At 59.6% G+C, this 15,698-nt stretch carries 11 protein-coding genes; 5 read left to right on the forward strand and 6 right to left on the reverse strand.

The genetic code is table 11. From position 1 onward, the window contains the following. Nucleotides 1-75: 75 nt before the first annotated feature. From PSH88_RS10690 to mfd, 3 genes are read right to left on the reverse strand one after another with little or no spacing between them, the layout of a single operon-like run. Nucleotides 76-2,766: a DEAD/DEAH box helicase gene (locus PSH88_RS10690; RefSeq protein ID WP_305426172.1), complete on the reverse strand. Its 2,691-nt coding sequence runs from the start codon at nt 2,764-2,766 to the stop codon at nt 76-78. Between the two features lie 11 nt (nt 2,767-2,777). After that, the gene (locus tag PSH88_RS10695) at nt 2,778-3,356 is read right to left on the reverse strand and encodes a CsiV family protein (protein ID WP_305426173.1); all 579 of its coding nucleotides are present in this window, start codon (nt 3,354-3,356) and stop codon (nt 2,778-2,780) included. A 10-nt stretch (nt 3,357-3,366) separates the two neighbouring features. Continuing rightward, nucleotides 3,367-6,816: a transcription-repair coupling factor gene (gene mfd, locus PSH88_RS10700; protein ID WP_305426174.1), complete on the reverse strand. Its 3,450-nt coding sequence runs from the start codon at nt 6,814-6,816 to the stop codon at nt 3,367-3,369. A gap of 111 nt (nt 6,817-6,927) precedes the next feature. Between mfd and PSH88_RS10705 the strand changes: the two genes are divergently transcribed. Further along, complete coding sequence (locus PSH88_RS10705; RefSeq protein WP_305426175.1) at nt 6,928-7,080, forward strand: hypothetical protein; 153 nt, start codon at nt 6,928-6,930, stop codon at nt 7,078-7,080. A 98-nt stretch (nt 7,081-7,178) separates the two neighbouring features. Then, nucleotides 7,179-8,642: a glyceraldehyde-3-phosphate dehydrogenase gene (locus tag PSH88_RS10710; RefSeq protein ID WP_305426176.1), complete on the forward strand. Its 1,464-nt coding sequence runs from the start codon at nt 7,179-7,181 to the stop codon at nt 8,640-8,642. A 195-nt stretch (nt 8,643-8,837) separates the two neighbouring features. Here PSH88_RS10710 and PSH88_RS10715 read toward each other — a convergent pair whose 3' ends face one another. Continuing rightward, nucleotides 8,838-10,136 carry an MFS transporter gene (locus PSH88_RS10715; protein ID WP_305426177.1) on the reverse strand — a complete coding sequence of 433 codons (1,299 nt, stop codon included), beginning with the start codon at nt 10,134-10,136 and terminating at the stop codon, nt 8,838-8,840. Between the two features lie 200 nt (nt 10,137-10,336). On the opposite strand from PSH88_RS10715, the gene PSH88_RS10720 reads away from it, so the two are divergent. Both PSH88_RS10720 and sthA read left to right on the forward strand, forming a co-directional pair. Next, complete coding sequence (locus PSH88_RS10720; protein ID WP_305426178.1) at nt 10,337-11,386, forward strand: FAD:protein FMN transferase; 1,050 nt, start codon at nt 10,337-10,339, stop codon at nt 11,384-11,386. 206 nt (nt 11,387-11,592) lie between these two features. Then, on the forward strand, nt 11,593-12,987 hold the full coding sequence (sthA, locus tag PSH88_RS10725; RefSeq protein ID WP_007907752.1) for a Si-specific NAD(P)(+) transhydrogenase: 1,395 nt from the start codon (nt 11,593-11,595) through the stop codon (nt 12,985-12,987). 42 nt (nt 12,988-13,029) lie between these two features. Here the strand turns inward: sthA and PSH88_RS10730 are convergent, their stop codons facing one another. Together PSH88_RS10730 and PSH88_RS10735 are read right to left on the reverse strand one after the other, a co-directional pair. Continuing rightward, complete coding sequence (locus PSH88_RS10730; RefSeq protein ID WP_305426179.1) at nt 13,030-13,752, reverse strand: glycerophosphodiester phosphodiesterase; 723 nt, start codon at nt 13,750-13,752, stop codon at nt 13,030-13,032. Nucleotides 13,753-13,766: 14 nt separating this feature from the next. After that, nucleotides 13,767-14,348, reverse strand: coding sequence for a PilZ domain-containing protein (locus PSH88_RS10735; protein ID WP_305426180.1), 582 nt, complete (start codon nt 14,346-14,348; stop codon nt 13,767-13,769). A 94-nt stretch (nt 14,349-14,442) separates the two neighbouring features. Between PSH88_RS10735 and PSH88_RS10740 the strand changes: the two genes are divergently transcribed. Then, nucleotides 14,443-15,693 carry a lipoprotein-releasing ABC transporter permease subunit gene (locus PSH88_RS10740; protein ID WP_305426181.1) on the forward strand — a complete coding sequence of 417 codons (1,251 nt, stop codon included), beginning with the start codon at nt 14,443-14,445 and terminating at the stop codon, nt 15,691-15,693. Nucleotides 15,694-15,698 lie beyond the last annotated feature (5 nt).

Below are 15,698 nucleotides of genomic sequence, written 5' to 3' on the forward strand. Positions count from 1 at the left end.
AGCCTAGCTCCCACAGGTACAGTGATTTCCTGTAGGAGTGAGGCTTGCCCGCGAAGGCGCGTCGAGATATCGACGCTACCTATCAATTTTTTCCGGCAACGGCGCAAACAACGCCTCGATATCATCACTCTGCAACTTCCAGTCCCCGGTTTTGCGCCCATCCAGCACGCCTGCGGCAAGATCGGATTTTTCCTTCTGCAAATGCTGAATTTTCTCTTCCACCGTGCCTCTGGCAATCATCTTGTAGACGAATACCGGCTTCTCCTGACCAATGCGATACGCACGATCAGTCGCCTGATTTTCCGTCGCAGGGTTCCACCAAGGGTCATAGTGAATCACCGTATCCGCTTCGGTCAGGTTCAGTCCTACGCCACCAGCCTTCAGGCTGATCAGAAAGATCTGACGCTTGCCACTCTGGAACTCCTTCACCGGCGTGCGTCGGTCGCGGGTTTGTCCGGTCAGGATCGCATACGCCACGCCACGCTTTTTCAGCTCGTCCTCGATCAGCGACAGCATTGAGGTGAACTGCGAAAACAGCAGAATTCGCCGACCTTCTTCGAATAACTCCTCCAGCATTTCCATCAGGCTATCGAGCTTGCCGGAAGTGCTGCCGCGTGCGGGCAGGGCAGCATCGTTGACCAGACGCAAATCGCAGCACACCTGACGCAGCTTCAGCAGGGCTTCAAGAATGATGATCTGACTGCGCGCCACGCCCTTGCGGGTGATTTCGTCGCGGACTTTTTTGTCCATGGCCAGGCGCATGGTTTCGTACACGTCGCGCTGGGCTTCGTTGAGTTCGATCCAATGGATGATCTCGGTTTTCGGCGGCAGTTCGGTGGCCACCTGTTCCTTGGTTCTGCGCAGCAGGAACGGTTTTATCCGACCGTTGAGGTGCTGAAGTCTTACTTCGCTGGCACGCTTTTCTATCGGTACGCGGTAATCGCGGTTGAAGCTTTTCACGTCACCGAGCCAGCCGGGCAGCAGGAAGTGGAACAGCGACCACAACTCGCCCAGATGGTTTTCCAGTGGCGTGCCGCTCAGGCACAGACGCTGGCGAGCATTCAGCTCACGGGCTGCATGTGCGGCCTTGCTGTTGGGGTTCTTGATGTACTGCGCTTCATCCAGCACCAGTACATGAAACGGTTGCGCGGCCAGGCGTTCGACGTCCTTGGGCAGCAGCGCATAGGTGGTCAGAATCAGGTCGTAATCGGCCAGGTGCTCGAAATGCTTTTTGCGGCTGGCACCGTACAGCGCCAGCACTTTGAGCTGCGGCGTGAAGTGCGCCGCTTCGTCGAGCCAGTTGGGGATCAGGCTGGTGGGCATGACCACCATGCACGGCCGATCAAGGCGCCCGGCGTTCTTCTCGCTAAGAATGTGCGCCAGGGTCTGTAGGGTTTTGCCCAGACCCATGTCGTCCGCGAGAATCCCGCCGACTTCCAGTTGCCGCAACGACTGCATCCAGCTCAGGCCTTCCAGCTGATACGGGCGCAAGGTGGCATTCAAGCCTTCGGGTGCCACCGCGGTATGGTCCTTGATATCGCGCAGGCGTTGGGCAAAGGTGCGGATCTGCTCGCCACCTTCCCAGAGCAACGGCAGGCCTTCCAGCGGATTCAGTCGCGTGGCGTCGGCCTTGCTCAGGCGCAGCGTGGTTTCGCCGGGCTCTTGCAGATAAAACTCGCCGAGGGTGGCCAGCACCGGCTTCAAGCGGCCGAAGGGCAGGGCGACCTGCAACGGGCCTTGGTCGGTGCTGCGGCGCTGCGGGATGTTCACCAGAATCAGTTCATCGTCACGACGTCGGGCGAGCCGTTCCGGGTTGAGGATCTCGGTGTGGGAGCGCATCAGGTTCAACAGGATTGGCAGCAGGCTAAGCCGTTCGCCGTTGACGATGATTCCCAGTTCCAGATCAAACCAGTCGCGCTCCGGTGCCTGCTCGACGGTGGCGTACCAGTCGTCCACGGCCGTCAGGTCGAAGCCGAAATCCTCGTCGATCTGCAGCTCCCACCCCTGGGTGCGCAGCTTCGGCAGCTCATTGAGGGTGAAGGTCAGCCAGGCGCTGTCGTTGACCATCTCGTAGAGTTCGCCGGCACTTTCCGGCAAGGCCTTGCTTTGTCGGGTGGCGATCTTGAAACCGAGGATTCGCAACTGTTCCCTGTAGGCCTGTTCGACTTCCGGGTGACGTTTTATCCGTAACGTCTGCGTCTCTTGGCGAATCAGGATGTCAGTGTTTTTCTGTCCGCTGACGTATTCATCCAGATAGCTGAAGGACAGCGCCGCGCGATGCTGGATGTACCGCTGCATTTTGCCGTTGCGCGGTTCGAAGGCGCTGAACTCAATGCTCGCCAGCCACAGGCGCGGCACCGGCTGCACGTTGTCCACCAAGACTTGCGGCGGCGCTTTCGGGCTACGGTTTTCCAGGACGGCCTGAAGTTTTTCCAGCAGTTCAGCGTCTTTGGCGGCCGCCGGATACGCAAGGGTTTCCTGCACTTGCAGCAACACTGCAGCGCAATGTTTGCAGTTGCTGTGAACCGGGCAGGTGCACGTGGCGTCGATCATCAGCAAGGTGCCTTTGGCCGACTCGCGCAGGCGAATGGTCTGACGGTAAACGTTACCGCCAGAGCCTTCGCAACTGGCGGTGATGGTGGCATCGCCGACTTCGACGATCCTGACGCGGTTTTCCAGTGCGTAGCGACGGCCACGCTCCAGGCTCTGTTCTTTGAATCGGCTGACCCAGGATGTTGCCAGGGGTTTGCTCAGGGTCGGAGGCATAAAGGCGTCAATCAGTCCGGAATTACATCAGGGACTGGCCGAGGCGCAGGGGCGGTCAGCGAAGTGATCTTGATCAGCAGGCCCAGATGGCCGTTATCGAGGAAGTTCAGTTGGCCGTTTTTGGTGTGGCTTTCCTGTTTCAGGCGTTCGCTGGCGGTAACCAGGCCGTTGGCATCGATCTGGTTGACCCAGAAATCGGCGTCAACGTCGGTGAAGCGCCCCAGTTTCAGGCTTAGCGTGCCCTCGATCGGGTACTGGCCAAACTGCTCCTTGCCCTCGCTGATCGCAACTTTGCTGGCTTCTTCACCCAGGTTCTGTTGCCAGGCCTTGTGCAGTAACACCGTGTAGTTGTTGCTGGCGCTGAGTTTTTCCACTTCAGCATTCAGGCTCGGCGTGCGAAAGCTGTCGGGGCTGATACGTTGGGCGCCGGCATCCCAGTCCTCCGGTGCGGCGCGGCTGACGATGGCGGGCACGGCATTTTGCCGTACCAGAATCATTTCAACCTGATACAGATCATCGGCAGACGCCGTCGAGGCGAGCAGAGACATCAACAACGTCGTCAACAAGGTCAGTGAGCGAAACAGGCGCATGCGGCGTCCTTCAAGCAGTGGTCGGAATGAGGCGCTCGAATAGCGCCTCTACAGTATTAAAGCGTTCTTCCGGGCGCTCCATCGGCACGAGGAATTTGAACATCGTGGCGCCTTCGAATTTGTAGCGTTTGGGCTGGCTCTGGATCAACTTGATCAGTGTCAGCGGGTCAACCGGTGTCTGCGCCGCGAACTCGATACGACCACCTTGCGGGCCGCCGTCGACTTTCTTGATGCCCAGTTGTTCGGCCTGCAATTTCAGCGCCGTGATCCGCACCAGGTTTTTGGTCGGCTCCGGCAGCAGACCGAAACGGTCAATCATCTCCACTTGCAGGTCCTTGAGGCCTTCCTCGTCGGTGGCCGAGGCAATGCGTTTGTAGAGAATCAGTCGAGCATGAACATCCGGCAGGTAGTCCTCGGGAATCAACGCCGGTACACGCAGATTGACTTCGGGACCACCGCCCAACGGTTGATCGAGGTTCGGCTGTTCGCCCTTGCGGATCGACTTCACCGCGCGCTCGAGCATTTCCATGTACAGGGTGAAGCCGACGGCCTGGATCTGCCCGCTCTGCCCGTCGCCCAGCAGTTCGCCGGCACCACGGATTTCCAGGTCGTTGGTGGCGAGCACGAAGCCCGCGCCGAGGTCCTGGGTATTGGCAATCGCTTCGAGGCGCTTTTCCGCGTCGGGAGTGATTTGCTGGCGCGGCGGTGTCAGCAGGTAAGCATACGCCTGGTGGTGGCTGCGACCGACGCGGCCACGCAACTGGTGCAACTGCGCCAGACCGAACTTGTCGGCACGCTCGATGATGATGGTGTTGGCGCTCGGCACGTCGATGCCGGTCTCGATGATGGTCGAGGCGATCAGCACGTTGAAGCGCTTGTGATAGAAGTCGCTCATCACTTGTTCGAGTTCACGTTCGCGCATCTGTCCATGGCCGATGCCGATCCGCGCTTCCGGCACCAGTTCGGCGAGGTCGGCGGCGCATTTCTCGATGGTCTTCACGTCGTTGTGCAGGTAGTAGACCTGACCGCCACGCAGCAACTCACGGAGCAGGGCCTCTTTGACCGTGCTCTTGTTCTGCTCCATGACGAATGTGCGCACCGACAGGCGACGGGCCGGTGGCGTGGCGATGATCGACAGGTCGCGCATGCCCGACACCGCCATGTTCAGCGTGCGCGGAATCGGTGTAGCGGTCAGCGTCAGGATGTCGACTTCACTGCGCAGTGCTTTGAGCTGTTCTTTCTGACGGACACCGAAACGGTGCTCTTCGTCGATGATCACCAGCCCGAGGTTTTTGATCTTCACGTCGTCTTGCAGCAGCTTGTGTGTGCCGATGACGATGTCGATCTTGCCTTCGGCCAAGTCCGCGACCGCGGCATTGACTTCCTTGGTCGACTTGAAGCGGCTCATCACTTCCACGGTCACCGGCCAGTCGGCAAAGCGGTCGCGGAAACTGTTGTAGTGCTGCTGGGCGAGCAGGGTGGTCGGCACCAGAATCGCCACCTGACGACCGCCGTGCACCGCGATGAACGCCGCGCGCATGGCCACTTCGGTCTTGCCGAAACCGACGTCGCCGCAAACCAGACGATCCATCGGTTTCGGTGCGAGCATGTCGGCGCGCACCGCTTCGATGGTGGTCTGCTGGTCCGGGGTTTCTTCGAACGGGAAACCGGCGCTGAAGGTCGCGTAATCGGCTTTCGGGTCGGCGAAGGCATAACCCTCGCGAGCGGCGCGACGGGCATAAATGTCGAGCAACTCGGCGGCCACGTCGCGCACTTGTTCGGCGGCTTTGCGTTTGGCTTTCTGCCAGGTCTCGGAGCCGAGGCGGTGCAGCGGTGCCAGGGCATCGTCGCTTCCGGTATAACGAGCGATCAAATGCAGGTTGGCTACCGGGACGTACAGCTTGGCGTTCTCGGCATATTCAAGGGTCAGGAATTCGGCGGCTTGGTTGTCGATTTCCAGGATCGTCAGCCCCAGATAACGGCCGACACCATGATCGATGTGCACCACCGGCGCGTTCTCGCGCAGCTCGGTGAGGTTTTTGATCACTGCATCGTTGTTGGCGTCAGCACGTTTCTCGCGACGACGGCGCTGCATTACGCGCTGACCGAACAACGGGCTTTCAGCGATCAGGGCCAGGGCTGGATCGTCCAGCAGCAGACCTTCGTCGAGCGGCGCGATGGTGATCGCCAAGCGCTCCTTGCTCGCAACAAAGTCTGGCCAGCTGTCGACGGTTTTCGGTCGCAGCTTCAGGCGTTCCAGCAATTCCAGCAGCACTTCACGACGGCCCGCGGACTCGGCGGTAAACAGCACTCGGCCAGGGAATTCGTCGAGGAAACCGGCCAGCGCCGCCAACGGTTGAGTGGCCTTGGCTTCGATGGCCAGGTTCGGCAGCGGCTGAGCCGGGAAGCGCTCGCGACCGACACCGGTTTCAACGTCCTGCTGACTGGCAACCACACGGGGCCAGCTCTTCAGGCGGGCAAAGCAGTCCTCCACCGGCAAGAACAGCTCGGCCGGTGGCAATAAAGGACGGGATGGATCGACGCGGCGCTCTTCATAGCGATTGCGCACGTCGTTCCAGAAATTCTCCGCCGCCTGTTCAATGCCCGGCAAAGAGAACACTTGTGTGTCCTGAGGCAGGTAATCGAACAGCGTGGAGGTTTCGTCGAAGAACAGCGGCAAGTAGTACTCGATACCGGCCGGTGTAATCCTGCTGCTCAAATCCTGAAAGATCGGGCAGCGACGGAAGTCGACATCGAAACGCTCACGGAAGCGCGCCTTGAAGCGGGTGACCGCGTCCTTTTGCAGCGGGAACTCCCGCGCCGGCAGCAGGCGAACAGTGCCCACCTTGTCGATGGAGCGCTGGTTTTCCGGATCGAAGGTACGCAGGGTTTCGATTTCGTCGTCGAACAGATCGATACGGAAGGGCAATTTGCTGCCCATCGGGAACAGATCGATCAGCGAGCCGCGCACGGTGAATTCGCCGTGCTCATAGACAGTATCGACGTAACGATAGCCGCTGGCCTCAAGCCTGCTGCGCATTTGCTCGACATCAAGCTTCTGGCCGACATCCAGCACCAGGCTGCTGCCGAGCAGGAATTTGGTCGGCGCCAGGCGGTGCAGGGCCGTGGTAATTGGCACGACCAGCACGCCATGCTCCAGCTCCGGCAACCGATACAGGCTGGAGATGCGCTGAGAGATGATGTCCTGGTGTGGCGAGAACAGGTCGTAGGGCAGGGTTTCCCAGTCGGGGAAATGCAGGACAGGCAAATCCGGGGCGAAGAAACTCAGCTCCTGTTCCAGCCGTTCGGCACTCTGGCTGTCGGCGGTCAGTAGCAGGGTAAAGCGCTTGGCAGCGCTGGCGGCCTCGGCAATGGCCAGGCTCAGGGCGGCACCGGGCAGGTTGCCCCAGTGCTGTTTACCTGCCGCGGCAGGGAGAAGCGGTAGACGCAGAACGGGCACGGAAGGTTGAGCTCCAAGCGTTGCGACAAAGTCGACAATTGTAACGGCCTCAGGTGCCGGCTGTCAGTTGCAGATATGTCTATTACGCGGGTTGGGCAAAATGTAGTGGTAATGACAAAATCGAGTGGTTTTTTAGTGAAAATTGCTGATTATGTAGTGGCAAAACGAACGCGTGTTACGGATGGTTACGGACAAGGCGGCGATATCTCCAAAAAATTGACGATGCTGGAGGCCCCGGTTTTACTGGGCTGGGGCTGGGCGTAATTTTTTTGAACGGGATTTTGTTACCGTCCGTGCGACAGGCGCGCATTGCTACGGGAGGCAGTCGGCGGCATAATGTAGCCCCTTTTTTCAGCCCCTACATGTGGAAGGTTCCCGTGACTCAGAAGCCCGACCAGTGTCTTGGTGAATGGATCGACCGTGAAGCACTCGCAGAAGCGATGATTCCGCTTATCGGTCAGCTCTACCGCAATAACAATGTGGTGAGCTCGATCTATGGCCGCAGTCTGATCAACCAGTCTGTCATCGCGATCCTCAAAGCTCACCGCTTTGCTCGCCATCGCCAGTCCGATGACAGCGAATTGTCCGTCCACGAAACATTCCCGCTGCTCAAGGCAATGAGCGAGCTCAAGCTCGGCGCTGCTTCGGTAGACCTGGGCAAGCTGGCCGTCAAATTCAAAGCCGAAGGCAATGGCCGTACCGCCGAAGCGTTCGTCCGTGACGAACTGGCTGATGTGGTCGGCAAGCAGAATGGTTCCGGCCGTACCGGCACCGACGTTGTCCTGTACGGCTTCGGTCGTATCGGTCGTCTGCTGGCGCGCATCCTGATTGAGAAAACCGGTGGTGGCGACGGCCTGCGTCTGCGTGCCATCGTTGTCCGCAAGGGCGCCGAGAACGATCTGGTCAAGCGTGCCAGCCTGCTGCGTCGCGACTCGGTGCACGGTTCGTTCAATGGCACCATCACTATTGATGAAGCCAACAACACCATTACCGCGAACGGCAACCTGATCCAGGTTATCTACGCGAAGAACCCGACTGAAGTGGACTACACCCAGTACGGCATCAAAAATGCCTTGCTGGTGGACAACACCGGTGTATGGCGTGACGCCGACGGCCTGGGCCAGCATCTGGCATGCCCGGGTATCGACCGCGTTGTTCTGACCGCGCCTGGCAAAGGCAAGTTGAAGAACATCGTTCACGGCATCAACCACGGTGAAATCACCGCTGAGGACAAGATCGTGTCCGCCGCTTCCTGCACCACCAACGCCATCGTGCCGGTGCTGAAGGCTGTGAATGACAAGTTCGGCATCATCAACGGTCACGTCGAAACCGTTCACTCGTACACCAACGACCAGAACCTGATCGACAACTTCCACAAGGGCGATCGTCGTGGCCGTAGCGCCGCGTTGAACATGGTGATCACCGAGACTGGTGCTGCCACCGCTGCCGCCAAGGCACTGCCTGAGCTGGCCGGCAAGCTGACCGGTAACGCGATCCGTGTTCCGACGCCGAACGTGTCGATGGCCATTCTCAACCTGAACCTTGAGAAAGCTGCCACCCGTGAAGAGATGAACGAGTACCTGCGCTACATGGCGCTGCACTCCGATCTGCACAAGCAAATCGACTACGTTAATTCGCAGGAGGTGGTTTCCACCGACTTCGTTGGCTCGCGCCACGCAGGCGTTGTGGACGCTGAAGCGACCATCGTTCAGGACAACCGCGTTGTTCTGTACGTCTGGTACGACAACGAGTTCGGTTACAGCTGCCAGGTAGTCCGCGTGATGGAAGACATGGCCGGTGTAAACCCGCCAGCATTCCCGCGCTAAGCCTTAGCCGCACATGAAAGCGCCCCGACTTTGGTCGGGGCGTTTTTGTTTATGCGGTTTGTCAGTTGTAGGTGTGTTGTTTATGCGGGGCCTCATCGCGGGCAAGCCCGCTCCCACATGTTTTGGTGGTGGTTTCGCAATGGTGGGAGCGCCGCAGAACCCTGTGGGAGCGGGCTTGCCCGCGATGGCGATTTATCAGGCACCGCCGACCACTGCCGCTTGCGCAGTCCGCAGTTCATGTCGATTGCCTTTGAACAGCACCAGCGTCGCAATCAACCCCAGCACCGCCGCGGCACTGAGCCAGATCCCCGGCGCCGCCTTGTTGTCCAGCACATGGATCAGATACGTACAGGCCGCCGGTGTGAAACCACCAAAGGTCGCGGTCGCGAGGCTGTAGGCAAGGGAGAAACCGGTCGTGCGAACTTCCACCGGCATGATCTCGGTCAGGGCCACCACCATGGCGCCGTTGTAGGAGCCATACAGGAACGACAGCCACAACTCGACGATCAGCAGGTGGCTGAAGCTCGGGTTCGCCACCAGCCATGACAGCGCTGGATAAGCCGTGAGGATCGCCAGAATCGTCGCCGCCAACAGCAGGGGTTTGCGCCCGATCCTGTCAGACACAGAGCCCATCACCGGCAGCCAGAAGAAGTTCGACAGGCCAATGCACACGGTCACCAGCAACGTATCCAGATCCGACAGATGCAGTTCGGCTTTGCCAAAGGTCGGGGTGTAGGCGGTGATCAAGTAGAACGACACCGTGGTCATCACCACCAGCGCCATGCCGGCGAGGACGATGCCGAAGTTCTGACCAATCGAGCGAACAATGTCCTGCAGGGTAGGGCGGTGCTTACGCGCCTGGAATTCCGGGGTTTCTTCCAGCGAGCGGCGAATCACGAAGATCGCCGGCACAATCATACAGCCGATCAGGAACGGCACGCGCCAGCCCCATTCGCCCATTTCTTCCGGGCTGAGCCAATGGTTCAAACCCACCCCGAGCAGGCCAGCGAAGACCACCGCGGCTTGCTGACTGGCGGACTGCCAGCTGACGAAGAAGCCTTTACGGCCTGGTGTGGAGATTTCGGCGAGGTACACCGACACACCGCCCAGCTCCACGCCCGCCGAGAAGCCTTGCAACAGGCGACCAAGCAATACGATCAGCGGCGCCGCGACACCCAGCGTCGCGTAACCCGGCACGCACGCAATCAATAGTGTGCCGGCGGCCATCATCGCCAATGTGATGATCAGGCCTTTGCGGCGGCCGTGACGGTCGATGTAAGCCCCGAGGAAAATCGCCCCCAACGGACGCATCAGGAAGCCGGCGCCGAAAGTGGCCAAAGACAGCATCAGGGAAGCGAAAGCGCTGTCGGCAGGGAAGAAGGTTTTTGCAATGGCCGTGGCGTAAAAGCCGTAGACCATGAAGTCGAACATCTCCAGGAAGTTTCCGCTGACGACGCGAAAAATTGCTTTGCCGTTGCTCGTGTTGGAAGGCATTTGTAGGTACTCACGCTGGTAAATCTTGTTTGAAAACGCTGCACCTGTGGGAGCCTGCTCGCGATAGCGGTGACCGGACTTACGATTGCTTCGCAATCGGACGGGGGCAAGCCCCTCGCCACACAGGCTCGCTTCCACAGGTTTTGCGTCTGGCTGACGGGCGCTGGCAGACCTCGCTCTCATGCGCTCTGAGGCCCATAATGGCGGGCGCGGTTTTGAGGGGAGATGAAGATTTGTTAACTGGACGGTGGAGTGGACTTGTGGTGCTGGCCGGCGTTTTGTCCGGTTGCGGCAACGGCGACAGCCTGGAACGCTTCGATGGCCCGACCATGGGCAGTCGTTATTCCATTCAATACGTAAGACATTCCTCCACGCCCGGGCCGAAAGCGGTGCAGGCCGAAGTAGAAAGTATCCTCGCCGAAGTGGATCGACAATTCTCGACCTATCGCAGCGACTCGGACACCGTACGCTTCAACGCATTGCCGGCCGGTCGCTGTCAGTTCATGCCTGGCCCTGTGCTCGAATTGATCCGTGTGGGCGAGAAGTTGTCATCCCAAAGCGACGGCTCCTTCGATTTGACGGTGGAGCCGTTGCTCAACCTTTGGGGATTCGGTCCGCAGGCGCGAGAGGAAAAAGTTCCGAGTGCCGAAGCGCTCGCCGAGGTGCAGCAACGCGTCGGCCACAGCCACTTGCGCATCGACGGTGATCAGTTGTGTAAGGATGCCGCGGTGGAAGTTGACTTCAACAGTCTCGCCGCTGGCTATGCTGTCGACCGGATCGCCGGCAGGCTCGAGGCCTTGGGTATCGACAGTTACCTCGCTGAAGCCACTGGAGAGCTCAAGGCTACGGGGCACAAGCCCGATGGTTCGGCCTGGCACGTCGCCCTGGAAGAGCCCCGCGATGACCAACAAGTGGCCAAACGCATCATCGCCGTCGACGGCTACGGTGTGTCCACGTCCGGCGACTACCGTAATTATTTTCAGCAAAACGGCCAGCGCTATTCCCACACCTTCGATGCCCGCACCGGTGCACCGGTCCTACACACCCTGGCGTCAGTCACAGTGATTCATCCTTCAGCGTTAATGGCCGATGGCCTATCGACGCTGTTGCTGATTCTCGGTCCTGAACGGGGTTGGGACTATGCCGAAACCCATGACATTGGTGCATTCTTTGTGATTCGTGCCGATACAGGTTTCGTCATCCGCACCAATCAGGCTTTTGAGCGCCTGGCGGGTGAGAAAACCAAGTGATTGCGGGATCAAAAGCATTTTTGATGGCGTTGTAGTGCAGGCAAAACTAGCCTACGACGCGACCAAGGGTTAATGTGCCCGGCGTTGACGCTTCTATAGACTGTGTCCGGGTTCTGTACTGGCCCCAAATTGTTCCTTCACGCCGCAGATCGGCGTGATTTAGCTGCAGGTGCCGAGGGCGCCGCGGCCTGTTCTGAGGAGTACGCATGGCTGTCTACAACTACGATGTGGTGGTGTTGGGTTCCGGCCCGGCGGGAGAAGGCGCGGCAATGAACGCCGCCAAGGCAGGGCGCAAGGTGGCGATGGTCGATAGCCGTCGCCAGGTCGGCGGCAACTGCACCCACCTGGGCACCATCCCGTCCAAGGCCTTGCGTCACTCGGTCCGGCAGATCATGCAGTTCAACACCAACCCGATGTTCCGGGCCATTGGTGAGCCGCGCTGGTTCTCGTTCCCGGACGTTTTGAAAAGCGCCGAAAAAGTCATCTCCAAACAAGTCGCCTCGCGTACCGGCTACTACGCCCGTAACCGTGTCGACGTGTTCTTCGGTACCGGCAGCTTCGCCGACGAGCAAACCATCGAAGTGGTCTGCGCCAACGGCGTGGTTGAAAAACTGGTGGCCAAGCACATCATCATCGCTACCGGCTCGCGTCCTTATCGCCCGGCGGACATCGATTTCCATCACCCGCGTATCTACGATAGCGACACCATCCTCAGCCTTGGCCACACCCCGCGCAAACTCATCGTTTACGGCGCTGGTGTTATCGGTTGCGAATACGCCTCGATCTTCAGTGGCCTGGGTGTGCTGGTGGAGCTGGTGGACAACCGCGGTCAGTTGCTGAGCTTCCTCGACTCGGAAATTTCCCAGGCGCTGAGTTACCACTTCAGTAACAACAACATCACGGTTCGTCACAACGAAGATTACGACCGCGTCGAAGGCGTGGACAACGGCGTGATCCTGCACCTCAAGTCCGGCAAGAAGATCAAGGCCGATGCCTTGCTCTGGTGCAACGGCCGTACCGGCAACACCGACCAGCTGGGTCTGGAAAACATCGGCGTGAAGGTCAACAGCCGTGGCCAGATCGAAGTCGACGAAGCCTACCGCACCTGCGTACCGAACATTTACGGTGCCGGTGATGTGATTGGCTGGCCGAGCCTGGCCAGTGCCGCCCACGACCAGGGTCGCTCAGCTGCTGGCAGCATCGTCGATAACAATAGCTGGCGCTTCGTGAATGACGTGCCGACCGGCATCTACACCATTCCGGAGATCAGCTCGATCGGCAAGAACGAGCAAGAGCTGACGCAGGCCAAGGTGCCGTACGAAGTCGGCAAGGCGTTCTTCAAGAGCATGGCGCGTGCACAGATTGCCGGCGAGCCTCAGGGCATGCTGAAAATCCTGTTCCACCGCGAGACCCTGGAAGTGCTGGGCGTTCACTGCTTCGGTTATCAGGCGTCGGAGATCGTGCACATCGGTCAGGCGATCATGAGCCAGCCGGGCGAACTGAACACGCTGAAGTACTTCGTCAACACGACGTTCAACTACCCGACCATGGCCGAAGCCTATCGGGTAGCGGCGTACGATGGCCTCAACCGGCTTTTTTGAGCGGCTCCGGCCGGTGGCCTGAGCCGGCCGGGGAGACCGATTTCAGCAATTCTCGAGCGTGGCAGTGGCCAAACCGGGAAAGTCTGTAATCAGGCTGTCAACGCCGAAGTCGGCGAGTCTGCGCATCAGCGCGGGCTCGTTGACTGTCCACACCGACACATGCAGCCCCTGACGCTGCGCCTTCTGCAGGCGTTCCGGCGTACACAGGGTCCAGTTCAGCGCCAGCATCTCACAGCCATAGTTTTGCGCGACCTTCAGCGGGTCGAGCCAGGCGTATTCGGCCACCAATCCGCGAGACACGTCCGGCACCAGGTCCAGCGCGGCTTTCAATACTTCGCGTGAGCTCGACGTGATCGTGACCTTGTCCCGCATGCCGAAACGCTGGGCCAGTTCACGAATCGCCAGCACGGTGGTCGCGGCACGGGTGCGTGAAGCGCTTTTGACTTCCAGCTGCCAGTGCTCGAAATCGCATTTTTCGAACAATTCTTCCAGCGTTGGAATCGGGCAAGGTTTGATCCAGCCCGGGCCACCCTTGCGCGCGTCGTAGGTCACTAGCTCTGCCGCCGTGTGTTCGACCACTTTGCCGCGGCGGTCGGTGGTGCGTTTGAGGGTCGGGTCGTGGATCACCATCAACTCGCCGTCTTTGGACAGGTGCAAGTCCAGTTCACAACGACGTACGCCGTGCTTGAGGCATTCCTGAAAGCTGGTCAGGGTGTTTTCCGGTGCTTCGCCCTTGGCGCCGCGATGGCCGTAGATGAGAGTCACGGTTCTTCCTTAAATTAAATGCCTGATTCGTTTTGTTCGCGGGCCAGGCGTCGTTCTTGTGCCTGTCGCTGCAAGATGTAACGGGCCAGCAATTGCCGCTGGGCATCGGACAGGTATTCGAACTCGGTGCCGACGTCGTAGCCGTCGCCCTTGCGGTCGCAATGGGTGACGCGTGCCCGCAGCAACAGGCCGAGGGCTTGTGGCATCAGCACCAGTTTGATCGACAGGTGCGCGTCGACGGCAATGGGTGTCGGATACTGAAAGTCGATGCCGCCTTCGGAGATGATCACCGGCTGCGGCTCGCCGATCTGTCCGAGCACAGTCAGGGCGACCACCTGACTCAGCAGGTCGATGCGTTTGTTCTGGGATTTCAGGAACGCGGCGATGGTGCGGTCGCGTTCGCTGATCTGTCGCAGCAGGTGTTGCGACTCGAATTCGCTCAGGTGCAGTTCGCTGAGCAGGTTGAATAGAGGGGAAGCATCCTGCAACACTTCCTGGCCTGCGGCTTCGGGAGCAGACAGGGGCCGAATTTCCAGTGCGATCGTGTCCTCGATACGGTAGTATTCGCGGCGATCTTCTTCATCTAATGTCGACATGGCGAACCCATGGTAGCGGCGGTGGTCTGAGTGTAAAGCTGGTTATCGACCCCCGCCACAAGGACGTTCCTTTTCCCTCCGAACAAGCCCCGACATGTTCAGACCTCTCTTCGTATTTATTGGCACGCGTTATACCCGTGCAAAGCGTCGCAATCATTTTGTGTCGTTCATTTCCCTGACCTCAATGATCGGACTCGCCCTTGGCGTGGTCGTGATGATCGTCGTGCTGTCGGTCATGAACGGCTTCGATCATGAGATGCGCACCCGCGTGCTGGGCATGGTGCCCCACGCGACCATCGAGTCCGGTGAGCCGATCAGCGACTGGCAAAGCCTGGCCGCCAAGGTCAAGCAGAACCCGCAGGTGGCGGCGGTTGCGCCCTTCGTCCAGATGCAGGGCCTGCTGACCAACAACGGCAAGGTTTCCAAAGTGCTGCTCAATGCCATCGACCCTGTGCAGGAACGGCAGGTGTCGATCATTGATAACTTCATGCAGCAGGGCAAACTCGATGACCTGGCACCGGGCAGTTTCGGCATCGTCATCGGCGACAAGGCCGCAGCCAAGCTCGGCGTGGCGGTCGGCGACAAGCTGACGTTTGTCGCGCCGGAAGTCACCGTGACCCCCGCCGGTATGTTCCCGCGCATGAAACGCTTTACCGTGGTCGGCATCTTCCACGTCGGTGCGGGTGAGATCGACGGCTATCTGGGCATCACCAATTTGCAGGATCTGGCGAAGCTGCACCGCTGGAAGCCGGATCAGGTCCAAGGCCTGCGCTTGAAATTCGACGATCTGTTCCAGGCACCACGCGTGGCGTGGACCATCGCTCAGCAACTCGGCGAAGATCAGTATTACGCCCGCGACTGGACCCGCACCCACGGCAATCTGTATCAGGCGATCCGCATGGAAAAAGCCATGATCGGCCTGCTGTTGCTGCTGATCGTCGCCGTTGCAGCGTTCAACATCATCTCCACGCTGGTGATGGTGGTGAACGATAAGAAGGGCGACATCGCGATCCTGCGCACCCTGGGCGCCACGCCGGGTTCGATCATGGCGACGTTCATGGTTCAGGGTACGGTCATTGGCGTGGTCGGTACGCTGATCGGCGCCGTGGTCGGGATCTTCGCCGCGCTGAACGTCAGCGCCGCGATTTCGGCCCTTGAAGGGCTGATCGGCCATAAATTCCTGAACGCCGACGTGTATTTCATCGATTACCTGCCGTCGCAAGTGCAGAGCCAGGACGTGTTGATGGTCTGCGCCGCCGCGTTGGTCCTGAGTTTCCTCGCCACCCTGTATCCAGCCTGGCGTGCCGCGCGCACCCAGCCTGCGGAGGCGCTACGTTATGAGTGAGTCGG

The organism is Pseudomonas wuhanensis, assembly GCF_030687395.1.
Lineage (GTDB): Bacteria > Pseudomonadota > Gammaproteobacteria > Pseudomonadales > Pseudomonadaceae > Aquipseudomonas > Aquipseudomonas wuhanensis.

What these genes read in the sequence shown, in the direction of transcription:
- PSH88_RS10705 (WP_305426175.1), top strand. Translation starts at nt 6,928, where the DNA reads ATGACAAAATCGAGTGGTTTTTTAGTGAAAATTGCTGATTATGTAGTG.
- PSH88_RS10715 (WP_305426177.1), bottom strand. Translation starts at nt 10,136, where the DNA reads ATGCCTTCCAACACGAGCAACGGCAAAGCAATTTTTCGCGTCGTCAGC.
- PSH88_RS10735 (WP_305426180.1), bottom strand. Translation starts at nt 14,348, where the DNA reads ATGTCGACATTAGATGAAGAAGATCGCCGCGAATACTACCGTATCGAG.
- PSH88_RS10710 (WP_305426176.1), top strand. Translation starts at nt 7,179, where the DNA reads ATGTGGAAGGTTCCCGTGACTCAGAAGCCCGACCAGTGTCTTGGTGAA.
- PSH88_RS10740 (WP_305426181.1), top strand. Translation starts at nt 14,443, where the DNA reads ATGTTCAGACCTCTCTTCGTATTTATTGGCACGCGTTATACCCGTGCA.
- sthA (WP_007907752.1), top strand. Translation starts at nt 11,593, where the DNA reads ATGGCTGTCTACAACTACGATGTGGTGGTGTTGGGTTCCGGCCCGGCG.
- PSH88_RS10720 (WP_305426178.1), top strand. Translation starts at nt 10,337, where the DNA reads ATGGCGGGCGCGGTTTTGAGGGGAGATGAAGATTTGTTAACTGGACGG.
- PSH88_RS10690 (WP_305426172.1), bottom strand. Translation starts at nt 2,766, where the DNA reads ATGCCTCCGACCCTGAGCAAACCCCTGGCAACATCCTGGGTCAGCCGA.
- PSH88_RS10695 (WP_305426173.1), bottom strand. Translation starts at nt 3,356, where the DNA reads ATGCGCCTGTTTCGCTCACTGACCTTGTTGACGACGTTGTTGATGTCT.